Raw genomic sequence first — 16,850 nt, forward strand, 5'->3', positions numbered from 1 at the left:
TGATATTTCTACTATCTTGGCGCTTATGCCTTGATTTTCTGTGCTTCGCTACTCACGTACTCGTATGCATGCTCCGCTGCGATGCTCGAAAATCAAAGCTAAGCACTCCTATTTAATTCAAGATAAAAATCTATTGTAGGCTATTGATGGCTTAGCTTTTCGGTTAGCATTAACCTATTCTCGACTGTATTTAGTTCGCTATGAAAATACAACTTTTGCCTTTGTTTGATAATTTGGACAATCTCCACAAGAACCAAGACAATGTCATCCTTCCGGCACCAGACTATCAACAGGATTTTTATCATAGTCTGAACTTTCTCAAAAGTTATACCGGCAGCCAGGGAACTTTCAATAGTTATCGCCGCGAAGCCGAGCGCTTGTTGCAGTGGTGTTGGCACATTAAGAAAACCACTTTATCTGCATTAAAACGCGATGACATCGAACAATTCATCCGCTTTTGCCAAAATCCTCCCCAAAGCTGGATCGGTTTAAAAAAGGTACCACGATTTATCGAAAAAGAGGGCAAACGGATTCCTAACGCCGAGTGGCGCCCTTTTGTCGTCACCCAATCCAAAGCGGCAAGAAAGCAAGGTAGCAGTTTATCAATAGAGCAATTCAATTTATCGCAAGGTGCTGTGCAGGAAATATTTGCGATTTTAAGCACCTTCTTCAATTTCCTGATTGCCGAAGAATACCTTGTTTCCAATCCAGTCGCCTTGATTCGGCAAAAAAGCAAGTTTATTCGTAAACGCCAACAAAATGCGCCTGTCAGACGGCTTAGCCTAATACAATGGGAGGCGGTCTTAACTGCTGCCGATAATCTGGCTGAAGACGAACCGGAAAAACATGAGCGGACCCGATTTATCTTAAGCATGCTCTTTGGGATGTATTTACGCATTTCAGAACTCGCCGCCAGTGAGCGCTGGATCCCTTGCATGAATGATTTTGCCAAAGACAGTAACGGTCATTGGTGGTTCACTACGGTTGGCAAAGGCAACAAGGAAAGGCAGGTTGCAGTTAGTGAAGCTATGCTCGCCAGTTTAATGCGTTGGCGAGGTTTTTTAGGCTTATCCCCTTTACCCTCCCCTGCTGATAATTCGCCGCTTATTCCAAAAATTCGCGGTGTTGGCCCCATGAGTGATACAGCGCCTATTCGCCGTCTGGTACAGCTATGCTTTGATCTGGCTGCTGCCCAATTACGTCAGCGTGGTCAAACGGAAGAGGCAGATAATTTAAGCGCGGCAACCGTTCACTGGTTAAGACACACGGGAATCTCGGAAGATGTAAAAATCCGCCCACGCGAGCATGTACGCGATGATGCAGGCCATAGCTCAAGCGCCACAACCGATCGTTATATCGATGTCGAAATGCAGGCACGTTATGAATCAGCGCGCAAAAAACAAATTGAAGTCAACGACAATGAATGAAAACGTTGTCCATTTGAAGTGGCAATTCATTTCATTATTAAGTGAATAGCTGGTAGCCTTGATGCAGCGTAGCGTAATCAAGGTATTCACTGTCCAAAACCAAACCGCTTAATTACGCTACGCTGCATCAAGGCCACTGCTACACTTGCTCGAGCACATTACGTAGCGAGAGATCACTCACTTTAAATCAAGAGGGGCGCGCATCAATCAATTCGATATTATCGATTGCCAAGGGTTCAGCAAGAAAAATTTCCCCCACCGCTTGAAAACGCTTGATGGAATCCGTTACCAAATAACTTATTTTTGCTTCTGCGGATTGATGAGGATTAAGCAAGGCCGCTTGTGTCAATACCTGCTGTAGTGCTTTTGCTGTTGCATCCGCTGAATCAACCACCGTGACACCATCAGGCAACAACGAGGTCAACAAGGATTTAAACACAGGGAAATGGGTACAGCCCAAGAGTAAAGTATCTTCCTCGTTAAAATCGGATAAATAGTGTTTCAACGCCTCTCGTGCAATGGCATTATCAACCATTCCTTCTTCAGCCAGGGCGACCAATACACTACAGGCGCGAGCTGTGATAGCAGCCTGGGGTAATTGCTCGCAAATCAACTGCTGGTAAGCATTGGAAGCAATCGTCGTTTCAGTCGCTAAAACAGCGATACGGTGATTTTTGGTTGCTGCAACAACGGCTGCAGCACCAGGTTTTACGACGCCTAAGACAGGCATATCGGGTAGCATGGCTTGTAAATGGGGTAAAGCCGCTGTCGTGGCTGTATTACAGGCAATTACCAGGGCTTTTATCTGCTTCTCCACCAAAACCCGCGCCATTTGCAGGGCATACTGCTGCACTGTATCCGGGCTTTTAGTCCCATAAGGCAAGCGTGCTGTATCGCCCAAATAAACGAACGACTCACAAGGTAAGGCTGCCTTAAGGGCGCGTAGTACAGTCAACCCGCCCATTCCTGAGTCAAAAACCCCGATAGGTAATTTATTCTTATTCATTTTATCCCTATTTAATACTATCCACCCAGTTTTGGCGTTGTTTTCGAAACCACAGCCGGGGTCGCATTAGACTGCTCTACTTCCCTTAACACCTGAACACCTCCTTTAAACATTTGAGAGAGTTTAATAAGATCTTGAGTGGTTTGTGCCTGGGGTTTTTTATGGCCGCTAGCCTCTGTAAAAAAGGATTCCGCCTTAGTCAGTGCAGGACTTTCTTTAAAGCCTTTTTCATAAAGTGAGTTACTCGATAAACCGTAGAAAGTACCCATTTCATTCTTAGGCTGAAATGCCCCCGATATCACCTTAATTGCATCCGGGCCAAACGCCATATCCGGATTCGCTTTGCCCATCGCGACTAAACCAGACCATAAGTACTTCAACTCTTCCGGATCAGTTCCATCCAGGATAATCCGATTATCTTTATTCGGTGCATCGTGTAAACCCGCCAAAATTTGGCAGGCCATTGCCATGGAAAAATTGACTCGTGCCTCATGCAAAGCTTTATCACTGGTAGGTGGAGGTCCTGGCAACTTTTGCGGAAAGGCATTGACGGTTAATTTAATACTTGGCAAGTATTCCATCGACCCGTCTTTACCAGGCGTTCCCCTGTCTGAGCCTCGTTGCTCGAGAAATCCTCCCGTAAGCCTGTCATTGGGGTGTGTCGGATCTCCCCCATAGGAAATGCGGTGGGGACGCACCATCCCTTCAGCGACTACAGGTACAGCATGGTAGTACGCAGGCCTACTTCCACCTGTCGCTGACATCGTCGATCCCCCTCCAGCAGGGATAGTCTTCTGCCCCCTCCAATCCGGTTTAAAAAACTCCGCCATCTCTGAGGCTGGGCGATCTGGTCCACACTCACTTTCGAAGTGAAATCGGATGTCCTGCTTACCTGCTTTTGCTTCTTCCACTGTTTTCACAAGACCTTTTTGCATCAGGGGATTAGGATTAGCAGGATCTCCTCGGAGTACTTTTTGCATTTTTTGATAATGCTCCAGCTCTTTTCCAACAAGATTCCCTTTCTCTATTAACACTTTGCGATAGGCCTCAATATCGCGTTTTTGAGCATCGCGTGCAGGACTGGGTAAAGCAGCCACGGCAGTCTGGGATGGTAAACTTGCTAATTGCTCATCAATAACCGCTTTCTGATGGGCCAATTGCGTAACGAAAGCATCACAACCTTTAGCAAATTCTAAAAATTCCGGCCCTAATTTTTCGGCATTCTGTTTAGCAGCGGCATGGAAAGCGGGATTAAACCAGTCGATCGACTTCGTATTACCGAAGCGCTCCAATTGCTTCCGTACCTTATCGTCTGCTTTCTTCATTTTCTCAAAGAGATCAGTAACTGCTTTGAGCTCTCTTTGTTTGCCACCAAGATTAGCTGCGTAGGTACCATTGTCCAATATAATCTGGCGACTCTGTTCACGCTTTAATTGTTTGAAAACTTCTGGCGTTAGTTGTTGTTCAAAGTTCTGCCCATTAAGCATTCCATGGTAAGGCTTCGTCCTCGCAGTAGTGATAAAATTCTCAAGCGATGTGGCTGCGTTAAGATCAGCTTTTAAGGCGTCAAATTGCCCATTATCGAAATGATTGTTTGCTTTTGGTAACGCCGCACAAAAAGTAATCAGACGATAGTCAGGAGCATCGGTATTCAATCCTCTCGCTTTCGCAATCATGTGAGCGTTTCGAGTAAGTTGCTCCTCTAGCGGTACTCTTAGGGCAGCATCACCTCCACCAGAAAAATCATGATTCCCCGCTGCATTCAAACCAAACGCAGGATAGAAGGATGCTGGAACCACTCCTATAATACCCTGTATTGCCTTAACCGTTTCTACATAGTTACTGTTGGCCCCGCCGTTGTTATGGAATATATTTCTCGCACCATCAACACCTGTAGCAGCATGGAGTATATTGTTTATATCGCGAATTTTTCCTGGATTGATGTCTACGGGTGGCGATTGTTGCGCAATAATCCTGGCAATCTCGGGGCTAGCAATCTGATTAATAAGATACAATCTGTAATTTTCTTCTACAAAAGGCTTCACATCAATCGCTTCACCCAGAATGTCTTTCACTACACGTTCAGCTTCTCGTTTAGCAAGCTCATCGTGTGCATCCTGAACATTCAGCAGAGCCTTCATCACTTCTGGTTTGCTCAATAATTCCTGCTGCTTGTTCAAGGGTAATTGTTTTACCAAAGCCAATAATTCTGGATGTGCTTCTGCACCGAATTGAGCAGTCGCACTAATTTGACGGGTTAGGGCTTTTTCAGAGGCCAGGGCTTGCAGATGTGCTCTGGAATCCTTATTCACCCAACTGTACTCAGTTATGCCTATTCTTCGCAGGGCATCAGTGAACTCAGTGTCAGTTTTTGCTGTAGCCAGTGCTGTTAGTTGCGCTGTAGGTCGAGCATCTGGAAATCTATCTACCAAATCGGTTACTACACGTTCCTGCAGTATTTGTTTTTCTTTTGGTGGTAAGACTCCCACTAATGTCTGCAGAGGGTTACCACCAACATGATTGAGGGTATCATTGACAATCGCCGTTATATCATTGTAATTGGTGTTGGCATTAATTGCTAACGCATTCCTGACTACTTTTTCAGCACCCGCATAAGCGCGGATCTGTTGAGCGAATCCTGCGGCGGGATCTCCGCCTGCTGTTAAATCATCGGCATCATTAACATTCCCCATTAAAATCCGAACGCCATCCCTCACATGATCAATATGCGCACCAGCGAGCAGGGTATCCAACGCAGCTCCATCCATTGTGCGTAAAGGTGTTGAAATATAACCCAATAAGGCTCTCTGACGTATCTCTGTAATTTTTTCTGGTGTTAAATACGCATCAATTTTGGTAGAAGGTATATTTGTCGGGAGATTCGCCTTCATGTAGGCCTTGAGATTAGCATAGGTTCCCGTGCCATCTACTGTAGCCAAGGCTTTCAATTGAGCAGGGCCAGCTGCAAGCAATCTTTTTTGTACTTGAGCAGCAACAACAATGTCATCGACACTACGAAGATTATTAAGTGCTTCGCGAAATGCCGGGCTGGTGCTGAAACCAAAAGCTGGCTTATCAGTCAAAACTTGCTTCACTTGCTCTTTTGTTGTCGCTGCGATTAAGGCATCTAAAGCAGCTGGATCTTCACACTGCGCGATTTTTATTTTAAGTGCCTGCAAAGCCGCAGTTTGGCGCAAAATGGGCAAAGAAGTGGGAGTAATGGCGTGATCCACAAAATTATTAGCATCTATAGGATGCCCGGCTAAGTCACGATGGGTTTTTAGCACCCTCGCAAAATCAGCGACACTCCCCTGTGCAGCAAGAGCTGCCAAATCGTCGAGTCTGGGTGCCCCTAATTGAGGCAGTCTAGCCAATAAAAAACGTTGGCCAAGCTGGCCCTTGGCTTTGTTAACTGCAGCAGCATCTAATAAAACTTCACCATCATAAGGATCACCAAAATCTTGTTTGAAATCGTCGGCAGTATTGTTCAATGTTGTTAATATTGCATCAGTACCTATCACATCTGGCGTTATTTCATTAATAGCTAATGCTAAACCTTTCTCCAGCGCAGCTTTCTTAACGATATCCGTAAAACCTGTAGCAACAGTCAGATTAGCTGCAGTGGGTGCAGTTAAATTCCATGGAGCTAGTTGCAATTTTGCCTGAAACTGCCCATCTCCCAATGCTGCCTCAGCAATGAGTTCTTTAATCTGAGCTTCAGTAGCCACCGTATTCTTGATTTTGTTAAGTAACAGCTGTTCTTTAGCTTGAGCTTTAATCGCGTCTATTGCTGGGTCAGTTAGAAAATTCTGCGACGTAGGATCCCAAGGGCCTGGCTGAGGAAGCGAGGTTAAATCACCAAAGACTGCAGGTTTAGTTGCAAGCTTGGCACGCGCATTATTCGCATCATTGTTAATAAGATCTACTAAAAATGCTTCATCCAAGGTACCACCTGATGCCTTTAAACCAGCCTGGACTCTTCTTTGGACTGCAAGTTTGTGTAACTCTGCAAAACTCTGTCCGGCACCAGCACCAGCTAAAGTTAAAAAATTATCATCATTGGCGGGAAGCGGATCTACAACCATGGCGTTAAAGCCATGCCAAAAATCCTTTTTCGCAAGAATGGCTCCTCTAAAACTAGCGGCCGTAGTAGGATCGGCCTTCATCAGTGCATCCAGAGCAGCAATGGCACCTCCTCCATCAGGACGGCTGATTATAGTATCATCTCGAAGGGCAGCTAAAAGTTCCGCATTTTGGATAGGCATGAATAACTCCGGAAGTCATATACGATCATTTTAAACATAAAATCTTAAGCAGTCCTTAAACTTTGCATGATTTTTGCGAAAACAACTTGAATTGTCTTTAAACTCATCTATTTTAAGAGTATAGCAAGCAATTGGACAAGGGAATGAAGATACACTTTTGCTTTATTTTGGCCTTAGTGCCTACAACCCTTTTTGCCCAAGGATGTATTACAGGCAAAGTATCTGAGAAACCCAGTTATGTCTGTGTCGATGGGCGTTCGCTCAGCCGAACAGGAGGGGGGTTAGTTTGGCAAGCCAAACGCGGTTGTTTTATGAGCCGCATTCCCTGTTGTAATTACGATGCAACCCACTACAGTTATTCAGCCAATCCCGGCTATGTTTTTTCTTCCTATAATCGCTGCCGCCAAGGCTATCCTTTCCATCTGGGAGAGATGCAGACCCATTAACTCAATGATTTATGCAAATTTTGCCTCGAACCTGGCGTTTTACGTAAGCCTCTGTAACGGTTTTTCAGCGGATGGTAATAGATTATCAACCTAGGCAATCGCTGCTTGATAACTCACTGTCAACAATATCGCGACCAGTAACCAGATAATCGTACTGGTCAGGTAAGCATGCTTAAAAGACTGATAGGTTTTTTTCTTCAACCAGACATTAAGCGCAAAAACGGGAAGAATGCAGCTAACAAAGAGGATAAGAACCTTGGCCACACTGTCAGCACCCTTTTGAAATGGTAGCCAACCAGCAAACAGCGTGACGGAGCGTTGCAAGATGGTTTGAAAATGCAGAAACCCCCATAACACCCAATGTTCATAATAAACAATCAAAGCCGTCGTTAAAATAAGAGGTAATAGGAGTTTCATCCCGCGAATAGCAAATAATTTTTTAAAAGCATTGCCAAACTCTTGTGAGAAAAATACCACGATTGCGCAGCCTACAACGACTAAAGATAAAACGACCATATCCATTTTTGTGTTTATCCCCTCTCTTCAAGCGCTTCCCAGCGGGCATAAAGTTTAGTTAACTCCGTTTCGTCTGCCGCTAATTGTTGTGTATGTGAAGTAATCATCTGGGCGTCTTGCTGATAAAAATCCGCTTCAGCCATTCTTGTCTGTAAAGCAGCAATTTTTTGCTCCAGGCTTTCAATTTTCTGGGGCAGTTGGCTTAACTCCCGTTGCTCATTGAAGCTTAACTTCGTCGAAGCAGTAGTCCGTTTAACGGCTGTTTTAACCGGAGCTTGTTCACGCCGCTCTTTTTTCTGCCTACGATAATCATCGTAACCGCCGACATATTCATTGAAGACGCCTTCTCCTTCATAAACCAGTACGGAAGTCACGACTTGATTAATAAACGCGCGATCATGGCTTATTAACAATAAGGTACCAGGATAATCCATTAACATGGTTTCCAATAATTCCAGGGTTTCAATATCCAAATCATTGGTCGGCTCATCCATGACCAGCAAATTAACTGGTTTGGCAAATAACTTGGCAAGTAATAAGCGATTACGTTCGCCCCCAGACAGTGTGGAAACCTGCTGATTAAAACGCTCGGATGGAAATAGAAATTCCCGCAGATAGCTCGCCACATGTTTTTGTTTACCATTGATGGTGACGTAATCAGCCCCTTCTGCTACATTGGCCATCACCGTCTGTTGTTCATCCAGTTGACGGCGTAATTGATCAAAATAGGCGATTTCGAGAGAAGTCCCTTGTCGAACTGTCCCGGAGTCAGGGCTCAATTCGCCTAAAAGCAAACGGACTAACGTTGTTTTACCACAACCATTTGGACCAATAATACCAATCTTGTCACCACGGGTCAGTAGCAGTGAAAAATCGCGCAGCAAGGTTTGGCCTGCTACGGAAAAATTAACCTTATTCGCCTCGATAACCAAAGAACCTGAGCGCGATACATCCAAGGTTAATGCTTGTACCTTGCCTAATTGCGCGCGGCGGGCTTTGTATTCTTCTCGCATTGCTTTTAACGCGCGTACACGTCCTTCATTGCGAGTGCGGCGGGCTTTGATACCAGTACGAATCCATGCTTCTTCGTCTGCCAGACGCTTATCAAATAAAGCATTTTGCTTTTGTTCACTTAGCCGTAGTGCTTCACGCCGGTCCAAATAAGTATCGTAATCACATTCGTGACTGTAAAGTTTGCCGCGATCAATTTCGACAATGCGATTAGCGATCTGCCCCAAAAATTCACGATCGTGTGTTACAACCAGTAAACTACCCGTATAGGTTTTTAGATAAGATTCCAACCATTCAATGGCATTCACATCCAAATGGTTTGTAGGTTCATCAAGTAACAAGAGGTCAGGGGCAGCAATCAGGGCTGCAGCCAACAAAGCCCGCCGTTTCATTCCGCCTGATAAACGACTCATTTCCGCTTGCGGATCAAGGCCTAAACGACTTGCCATCATGTCTACCCTGGGTAGCAAATCCCAGGCATGCAGATTATCCATTTGCTGTTGACATACAGCTAATCTGGCTAAATCATTGGTCGCTGATAAATGATGGAATTGCGCAAGTACCTCCCCAACTTCACCCAAACTTTTTACCAAAAAATGGTAAACCGTTTCTTTACCGCTTATGGGAACTTCCTGAGTTAAACCAGCAACGCGTAACCCGCCAAGTTTATTCAGTTGCCCACTGTCAGGCAGCAAATCGCCTTGCAATAAACGCAACAAAGTAGATTTACCAGCGCCATTTCGTCCCACCAAAGCAATACGCTCCTGCGGCTGGATCTGCCAATCAACCGCATCAAGCAAGCAATTGCCAGCAAGTTTTAAGGTTACCCCATGAAGAGAAACTATACTCATACAAACTCATCGCTTTTTTAGAGCTGTTGATACTATCCTGATGTGCTTAGGTTTTGGTTGCTATCTTCTAGCTCAACGACTCTTTAATCTAAACTCAATAGGATCAGACTCACGCAACCTCCGATCCCCTTCGTTAAAATTTTGCTTTTAATTCGGTCATTTAGTCAGGCTAAACGCTCTCATTAAAATCCAATTTTGCCTCGACTTCGACATTTTTCGTAAGTCCTGAGGGTAAATCACTTTTTTATAATTAACTGTTTATCCTGCTGCGATAAATTAAACTGGGACAACACATTCATACCTAATAAGATAGTGTCATCATCACTGCCGGGTACAATCACTGCCTTAACGTTATTTAAGGTAAATTTAGCAAAACTTAGTTGTTTTAGGCGAGTCAAAGTCCCTGTCACTTCGCCACTGGCTGTTTGGATGCTAATTGGATAACGACCCTGCAACTGCAACTTGGCAGCTAGCCATTGGGGTATAGCCACCAAAGTAGCCCCTGTATCTAAAATAAATTTAACTGGATAATCATTAATGGAACCATCGATGTAATAGTGCCCCTGTTCATCAGCAACAATCGTGACAGATCCATGAGTGATTTGATAGGAACCTTGTTCCTTCTCACCGTAATAATAAAAAAATAAAAGCAATAACCCAAAAAACAACAACCAGGCAATGAGAAACATCCAACGCCCGGTTTGTGTATATTGCTTATCAACCACGTCCTTAACCTTGAACTGATGCGGGTAAAACCATCACCCCATCGATTTCTACCTGCGCTCCACGCGGCAGGGCACTTACTCCAATTGCTGCCCGGGCTGGATAAGGTTCATCAAAATAACGCGTCATTGCTTCGTTAACCAACGGAAAATGGTTCAGATCAACCAGATAAACAGTCAATTTAACCAAATTTGCCAAACTGCCACCTGCCGCTTTACAAACAGCTTCCAAGTTATCAAAAACCTGATTAATTTGCAGGCGAATTTCATCGCTGCATAATTGCATGGTTTGCGGATCAAGCGGAATCTGCCCGGAGAGATAAACAATATCTCCACAACGAACTGCTTGACTATAGGTGCCAATCGCTGCTGGCGCTAACGCACTATGAATAGGTTGCATCAATTAATCTCCCTGCTTTTTACGATATAGGCGCATCACCACTTTATTAGCACGCAAACGACGCATCACTCGTGCTAAATGAGTTCTGTCACGCACACTGATTGAAAAAGTCACTCCATTATGCCGCCCATCTCGTGGATCGACATTAATATTACCAATATTGGATTCCGCCTCAGAAATTGCTGTTGCTAATGCAGCTAAAACACCGCGCTGATTAGCGACTTCAACGGTAATATCTACCCAAAACTCACCTTGCACCTGGTCATCCCAGCGTAAAGAAACCAATTGTTCCGGGTGATTTCGTCCTTGATTAATGTTAGGACAATCACTGGCATGCACTATAATACCGCGACCTTGCTGAAAACGCCCAACAATACTATCGCCTGGTATCGGTTGGCAACAATCAGCGAAATGAACCACCATCCCTTCAGTACCTTTAATAGCCAAAGGACCACTTTTCGCTGTTTTATCCAGTTCACTACTTTCCTGACTAATCACCAGCCGTTTGGCTATAATCATTGGCATCTGATTGCCAATACCAATAGCATAAAGTAACTCATCGGCGGATTTGTAATTTAGATCATGTAACAAGGCTTGCAAAGACTCCGGCGGTACCTTGGCATAATCACTGCCTAATTCAACAAGCGATTGCTCCAGCAAACGCTTACCCAAGACTATCGATTCCGTATGTTGCTGACTTTTCAAGAAATGACGTATGTTACTGCGCGCCTTGCCAGTCACCACAAAATTAAGCCAGGCAGGGTTAGGACGAGCCCCAGGTGCAGTAATAATTTCGACCGTCTGGCCATTCGTTAATGGAATACTCAGTGGAACCAGCCGACGATTCACTTTGGCGGCAACACAACTATTTCCCACACCAGAATGCACTGTATAGGCAAAATCAACCGGTGTAGCGCCCTTGGGCAATTCCATAATATGGCCTTTGGGGGTAAATACATAAACTTCATCCGGGAATAAATCAATTTTAACGTTTTCAATAAATTCCAAAGAATTTCCTGTGCTACGCTGCATTTCCAACAAGCGCTGTACCCATTCACGTGCACGTAATTGGGCTTCATTCACTTCCAAACCAGACGATTTATAAATCCAGTGGGCAGCCACTCCGTTTTCAGCCACCTTGTCCATGTCGCGAGTACGTATTTGTACTTCCAGGGGAACCCCAAAGGGGCCAAATAACGTGGTGTGCAGGGATTGATAACCATTGGCTTTAGGAATCCCGATATAGTCCTTGAAACGTTGCGGAACGGGTTTATACGTTTGGTGTAAGGCTCCCAGAACCCGGTAACAGGAATCAATATCCTCAGTAATCACTCGAAAAGCAAAAACATCGGTTATTTCAGTAAAAGACGCTTTTTTTTGCCGCATTTTACGATAGATACTATATAAATGTTTCTGCCGACCAAAAACATGCTCATAGGGAATATTGAGTTTCTCCAAGGCCTGCTGCAAATCCTGTTCAATTTTTTGGGTGAGCTCACGCCGATTACCTCGTGATTTTTCGACTGCTGACTTAATAGCCCTATAGCGCATGGGATAAAGTGCTTGAAAGCCCAAATCCTCAAGACCAATATAGATAGCATGCATCCCCAAACGATTGGCAATGGGGGCATAAATTTCCAGGGTTTCGATCGCAATGCGTCTTCTCTTTACCGATGGCATTGCGCCTAAGGTACGCATGTTATGATAACGATCAGCGAGTTTTACAATAATGACACGGATATCTTTCACCATCGCTAAAACCATTTTGCGGAAATTTTCCGCCTGGGCTTCAGCGCGAGATTCAAATTTGATTTTGGTCAGTTTGGTTACTCCATCGACCAACGCAGTAACATCTTCACCAAATTGCTGGGTTAAATCATCTTTACTAATGGAGGTATCTTCAACCACATCATGGAGTAGAGTGGCCATTATGGTTTGATAATCCAGGCGCATACGGGCTAAAATCAACGCTGCGGCAACCGGATGGGTAATATAAGGTTCACCTGAGCGACGCATTTGGCCGCGATGTGCTTTTTCAGCGACCAGATAAGCTTGATAACATTTTTCAATAAGCGGTTGCTCAAGGTAGCATTTAAGCTCTTCGTCTAACTCCTTAAAGTAGCTCACACAACACTCCCTTCAACTACCGCTGAATTTATTTGGGCTAATGCCCCAGGATAAAACATTGAGTTCACTCGTCAATTTTCTAATAGCTTGGAGCAGCTTGTTTTAAGCGCGGTAAAACAACCTGGAAACATCAGTATAAAAAACACTCTTGTTTCACCATTATAGTAAAATTGACTATCAAAACTAGAGTCTGTTGACATTTCTATCATTTTCGCTCTTGGATTGATTTTCGGTGCGGAAATACGCACATACTCCAATCCTAATTACTCACGTCAATGACAATGTCGACCGCTTTTAATAACCCTAGTCTTTGTCCAGGATATCCGGCTTGATTAACCCTTCAGCAATTTCCCGCAAAGCAACCACAGTAGGTTTATCATTTTCCCATTCCACCATGGGTTGTTCGCCACGAACAGCTATCTCGCGAGCACGTTTGGTAGCCACCATGACTAACTCAAACCGGTTTGCAACATGCTCTAAACAATCTTCTACGGTTACACGTGCCATACTCTTCTCCTCCAGAACTTAAAAAAAGATACCAACTTGGAGCCAAAATAGTCTATTTTACTGCGATGCCATCAAGAATGAAAGTAATTTTCCTTGCTGATTGACTTGACGAGCCATTCGGAGCCGGTTTGCAATGACTATGGCTTGTAACTCAGCGGCTGCTTTATTGAAATCATCATTGACTATCAGATAATCGAATTCTGAAAAATGGCTTAGTTCATCCTGAGCCCGCCGCATACGGCTGGAAATAACCTCTTCATTATCCTGACGCCGGTCTAAAAGCCGCTGTTTAAGGGTATCCAGTGCAGGCGGTATGACAAAGACAGAAACAGCATCAGGAAAAATATCTTTAATTTGTTGGGCACCTTGCCAATCAATGTCTAGAACCACATCAACACCTGCCTGGAGACGGGTGTTTATCTGCGCTACAGAAGTACCGTAATGATGATTAAATACCAGAGCATGCTCTATAAATGCATTGGCTTCTATCATGGCCAGAAATTGCTGTTCATCAACAAAAAAGTAATCCACCCCATCTTTTTCACCAGGCCGTTTTTTACGGGTAGTATGGGAAATAGAGACTTCGATTTCAGGGAGTGAAGTCACTAACTTTCGCACCAAACTGGTTTTCCCTCCCCCTGAGGGAGCAGCAACGATTATTAAATTACCTGCATAAGAATAAGCATCGGCCATGGTTTTACTCTATATTTTGAATTTGTTCACGCATTTGCTCAATTAACACTTTCATTTCAACAGCGCTCTGGGTCAAAGCAACGGACTCTGATTTTGAACTCAGCGTGTTCGCTTCCCGATTCAGTTCCTGCATCAAAAAGTCCAGACGGCGTCCAACCGCTTCCTCACGTTGCAGCACTTTTTCGACTTCAACCACATGGGTTTGCAACCTGTCTAGCTCTTCAGTCACATCCAAACGAGCCAATTGCAGAGCAATCTCTTGTTCTACACGTGTCTTATCGACCTCCAGTTGCAAAATATGTAACCGGGTTAGTAACTTGTCTTTTGTTTGTTCCGTAAGTGGTGCAACCAATTGCCATGCCACTTTAATTTCATCCTGTAATTTATCTAAACGACTTTGTATATGTACTCTCAATGCCTGCCCTTCGGACTTTCTTACCGCCAATAGCTGATCCAGGGTTTCCTGAAATAATAACTCCACCTGCTTGCCTAATGCCTCCTGATCAGATTGGGAGGTTTGTATCACACCAGGCCAGGATAAAATGGTACTTAACGTTAAATCATTAGGTAATTGCTTAGTCGTCGCCAACTGATGTCCTGCCGCCATTAGACTGTTGACCAGGCAGTCATCGATACGTAGGGATTGGGCATCCTTTGCAATACTCTGGAACTTAAGTTGACACTCCAATTTACCACGACTTATTTTTCCACGCATCATAGTGCGTAAAGAAGTTTCTAAAAAACGGAAGACTTCCGGCAAACGAAAAGAGACATCCAGATAGCGATGATTCACTGACTTAATTTCCCAGCACAGAATACCTTCATCGAGCTGTTTCTGCACTCTGGTAAAGGCGGTCATACTATAGGTCATAAATAATACTAGCAAAATTTAACGTTGGGCGACTATAAACTAAATTTGTACAAATGCAAGCCCAGGTGCATAGTCCGACCGAAAGGTTTATAATCGCCCATTTTTAGTGAGGATTAAGCATGCGCCCCAGCAATCGTGAACCCAATCAATTACGTGCGATCAAAATCACCCGTAATTTTACTAGTCATGCCGAAGGCTCAGTCTTGGTTGAGTTTGGCGAGACTCGCGTTTTATGTAATGCCTCGGTTATTGATGGCGTACCCCGTTTTCTTAAAGGCAAAAACCAGGGCTGGATTACTGCTGAATACGGTATGTTGCCTCGCGCTACACACAGCCGGACAGAAAGGGAAGCCAGCAAAGGGAAGCAAGGTGGCAGGACACTTGAAATTCAGCGGCTCATCGGCCGCTCTTTACGCGCTTGCATCGATTTGAAAGTCTTGGGCGAAAGCACCATTACCCTCGATTGTGATGTGATTCAGGCAGATGGCGGCACTCGTACTGCAGCAATTACTGGTGCCTGTGTAGCAATGAAAGACGCCCTTTCATGGATGGTGGCACGCGAAAAACTACGTAAAATGCCAGCATTTAACTACATTGCAGCTGTTTCCGTCGGTATTTACCGCGGCCAACCTGTCCTTGATTTAGATTATGCTGAAGATGTCTTGGCAGAAACCGACATGAATATTGTAATGAATGAAGAAGGCCAATTCATAGAAGTGCAGGGTACAGCAGAAGATAAGAGTTTTAATCGTGATCAACTCAATCAGATGTTGGCCCTGGCAGAAAATGGGATTGTTCAGCTCATCGAAATACAGAAAAACGCCTAACCCCTACCCAGCAAGGGAGCAAGTGAGAAACTTGCTCCTTCCATGTCGAACGCACGATCCATTAGCTTAGATGAACACCGCCTTCCTGTATATGAGGCGCTGCAATCAAATTGGATCGCCATAGCTGCATTAAATGTTGTTCCAGGGTTTGCATCCCCTTAGCCTGTCCAGTCTGCATAGAAGAGTACATTTGTGCGAGTTTATCTTCACGGATCAGATTACGAATAGCGGTATTACAAAGCATGATTTCAAAGGCAGCAATACGGCCGCCCTTTATTTTGGGCAACAAATTTTGCGCAATAACGGCTTGCAAAGATTCCGCTAACATGGAGCGTGCCAGTGATTTTTCCGCGCCAGGAAACACATCAATGATCCGGTGAATTGCCTTTACTGCAGAGTTCGTATGTAAAGTCGCAAACACCAAGTGACCTGTTTCAGCAGCAGTCATAGCAAGACGAATGGTTTCCAAATCACGTAACTCACCGACCAAAATAACGTCCGGATCTTCCCTTAAGGCTGAACGTAAAGCTGCATTGAAGCTGATTGTATCACGCCGAACCTGACGCTGATTAACCAGGCATTTTTTACTTTGGTGGATGAATTCAATCGGATCTTCAATCGTAAGAATATGTTGAGAACGCACTGTATTGATGTGATCGAGCAATGCAGCGGTCGTAGTACTCTTCCCCGAACCGGTAGGCCCGGTAATTAATATCAAGCCACGAGAATAAAAAGCAATTTCAGTAAAAATCGGTGGCAGTTCCAGCTCCGCCATGCTGGGAATTCTTGATGGAATAACACGGAATACTGCGCCAGCACCCCGTGCTTGATGAAAGATATTCACTCGAAAACGAGCCAGCTCTGCAATTTCGAAAGCAAAATCAATGTCTTTATTCTGCCTATACTCGTTTCTTTGCTCGGTAGTCATACTATTGACAAGGAGCTGACTAAGTTCTTGCTGCTCCAAGACTGGAAGTGCTGTCTGATGCAAAGTTCCATCGACACGAATCACAGGGGGTAACCCAGCTGATAAGTGTAAATCCGAGGCCTTGTTGTCTACTGCAACTACTAATAACTCCTTGATATCCATATCGATCCCTGTTTTGCAACTATTTATCCCGAACTATCATGCAGAGTAACCCGGATTGTGTCTAGCGAACTCATGTTTTCATTCGAAACTC

14 protein-coding genes are annotated in these 16,850 nt (G+C 44.5%); 3 read left to right on the top strand and 11 right to left on the bottom strand.

The features are described from left to right. The first annotated feature begins 200 nt into the window (after nucleotides 1–200). Nucleotides 201–1,427, top strand: coding sequence for a tyrosine-type recombinase/integrase (locus tag DYC89_RS11305; RefSeq protein WP_115221874.1), 1,227 nt, complete (start codon nucleotides 201–203; stop codon nucleotides 1,425–1,427). 187 nt (nucleotides 1,428–1,614) lie between these two features. Here DYC89_RS11305 and murI read toward each other — a convergent pair whose 3' ends face one another. Both murI and DYC89_RS11315 read right to left on the bottom strand, forming a co-directional pair. After that, nucleotides 1,615–2,433, bottom strand: coding sequence for a glutamate racemase (gene murI / locus DYC89_RS11310; protein WP_115221875.1), 819 nt, complete (start codon nucleotides 2,431–2,433; stop codon nucleotides 1,615–1,617). 17 nt (nucleotides 2,434–2,450) lie between these two features. Continuing rightward, the gene (locus tag DYC89_RS11315; protein WP_115221876.1) at nucleotides 2,451–6,698 is read right to left on the bottom strand and encodes a hypothetical protein; all 4,248 of its coding nucleotides are present in this window, start codon (nucleotides 6,696–6,698) and stop codon (nucleotides 2,451–2,453) included. A 143-nt stretch (nucleotides 6,699–6,841) separates the two neighbouring features. On the opposite strand from DYC89_RS11315, the gene DYC89_RS11320 reads away from it, so the two are divergent. Further along, entirely contained in the window at nucleotides 6,842–7,144 is a 303-nt protein-coding gene (locus tag DYC89_RS11320) for a hypothetical protein (protein WP_115221877.1), read from the top strand. A gap of 90 nt (nucleotides 7,145–7,234) precedes the next feature. Here the strand turns inward: DYC89_RS11320 and DYC89_RS11325 are convergent, their stop codons facing one another. The 8 genes from DYC89_RS11325 to DYC89_RS11360 form a co-directional block, all read right to left on the bottom strand. Then, nucleotides 7,235–7,666: a hypothetical protein gene (locus DYC89_RS11325; protein WP_115221878.1), complete on the bottom strand. Its 432-nt coding sequence runs from the start codon at nucleotides 7,664–7,666 to the stop codon at nucleotides 7,235–7,237. 8 nt (nucleotides 7,667–7,674) lie between these two features. After that, on the bottom strand, nucleotides 7,675–9,522 hold the full coding sequence (locus tag DYC89_RS11330) for an ATP-binding cassette domain-containing protein (protein WP_115221879.1): 1,848 nt from the start codon (nucleotides 9,520–9,522) through the stop codon (nucleotides 7,675–7,677). Nucleotides 9,523–9,758: 236 nt separating this feature from the next. After that, nucleotides 9,759–10,247, bottom strand: coding sequence for a retropepsin-like aspartic protease family protein (locus DYC89_RS11335; protein ID WP_115221880.1), 489 nt, complete (start codon nucleotides 10,245–10,247; stop codon nucleotides 9,759–9,761). Between the two features lie 4 nt (nucleotides 10,248–10,251). Continuing rightward, nucleotides 10,252–10,644, bottom strand: a complete 393-nt coding sequence (locus tag DYC89_RS11340) for a RidA family protein (protein WP_115174696.1) — start codon at nucleotides 10,642–10,644, stop codon at nucleotides 10,252–10,254. A gap of 3 nt (nucleotides 10,645–10,647) precedes the next feature. Beyond that, nucleotides 10,648–12,771: a bifunctional GTP diphosphokinase/guanosine-3',5'-bis pyrophosphate 3'-pyrophosphohydrolase gene (spoT, locus tag DYC89_RS11345; protein ID WP_115221881.1), complete on the bottom strand. Its 2,124-nt coding sequence runs from the start codon at nucleotides 12,769–12,771 to the stop codon at nucleotides 10,648–10,650. A 303-nt stretch (nucleotides 12,772–13,074) separates the two neighbouring features. Further along, a complete protein-coding gene (gene rpoZ, locus DYC89_RS11350) occupies nucleotides 13,075–13,278 on the bottom strand; it encodes a DNA-directed RNA polymerase subunit omega (RefSeq protein ID WP_019216259.1) in 204 nt (67 codons plus the stop codon). Nucleotides 13,279–13,335: 57 nt separating this feature from the next. Then, nucleotides 13,336–13,971: a guanylate kinase gene (gene gmk, locus DYC89_RS11355; RefSeq protein WP_115221882.1), complete on the bottom strand. Its 636-nt coding sequence runs from the start codon at nucleotides 13,969–13,971 to the stop codon at nucleotides 13,336–13,338. Between the two features lie 4 nt (nucleotides 13,972–13,975). Further along, nucleotides 13,976–14,842 carry a YicC/YloC family endoribonuclease gene (locus tag DYC89_RS11360; RefSeq protein ID WP_181879385.1) on the bottom strand — a complete coding sequence of 289 codons (867 nt, stop codon included), beginning with the start codon at nucleotides 14,840–14,842 and terminating at the stop codon, nucleotides 13,976–13,978. A gap of 119 nt (nucleotides 14,843–14,961) precedes the next feature. On the opposite strand from DYC89_RS11360, the gene rph reads away from it, so the two are divergent. Continuing rightward, entirely contained in the window at nucleotides 14,962–15,669 is a 708-nt protein-coding gene (rph, locus tag DYC89_RS11365) for a ribonuclease PH (RefSeq protein ID WP_115221884.1), read from the top strand. A gap of 61 nt (nucleotides 15,670–15,730) precedes the next feature. On the opposite strand, the gene DYC89_RS11370 is transcribed toward rph, so the two are convergent. Beyond that, nucleotides 15,731–16,759 (bottom strand): type IV pilus twitching motility protein PilT, encoded by a 1,029-nt coding sequence (locus DYC89_RS11370; RefSeq protein ID WP_115221885.1) that lies wholly within the window; start codon nucleotides 16,757–16,759, stop codon nucleotides 15,731–15,733. Between the last annotated feature and the right edge of the window lie 91 nt (nucleotides 16,760–16,850).

Origin of the sequence: Legionella donaldsonii, from assembly GCF_900452385.1 — a bacterium.
GTDB lineage: Bacteria > Pseudomonadota > Gammaproteobacteria > Legionellales > Legionellaceae > Tatlockia > Tatlockia donaldsonii.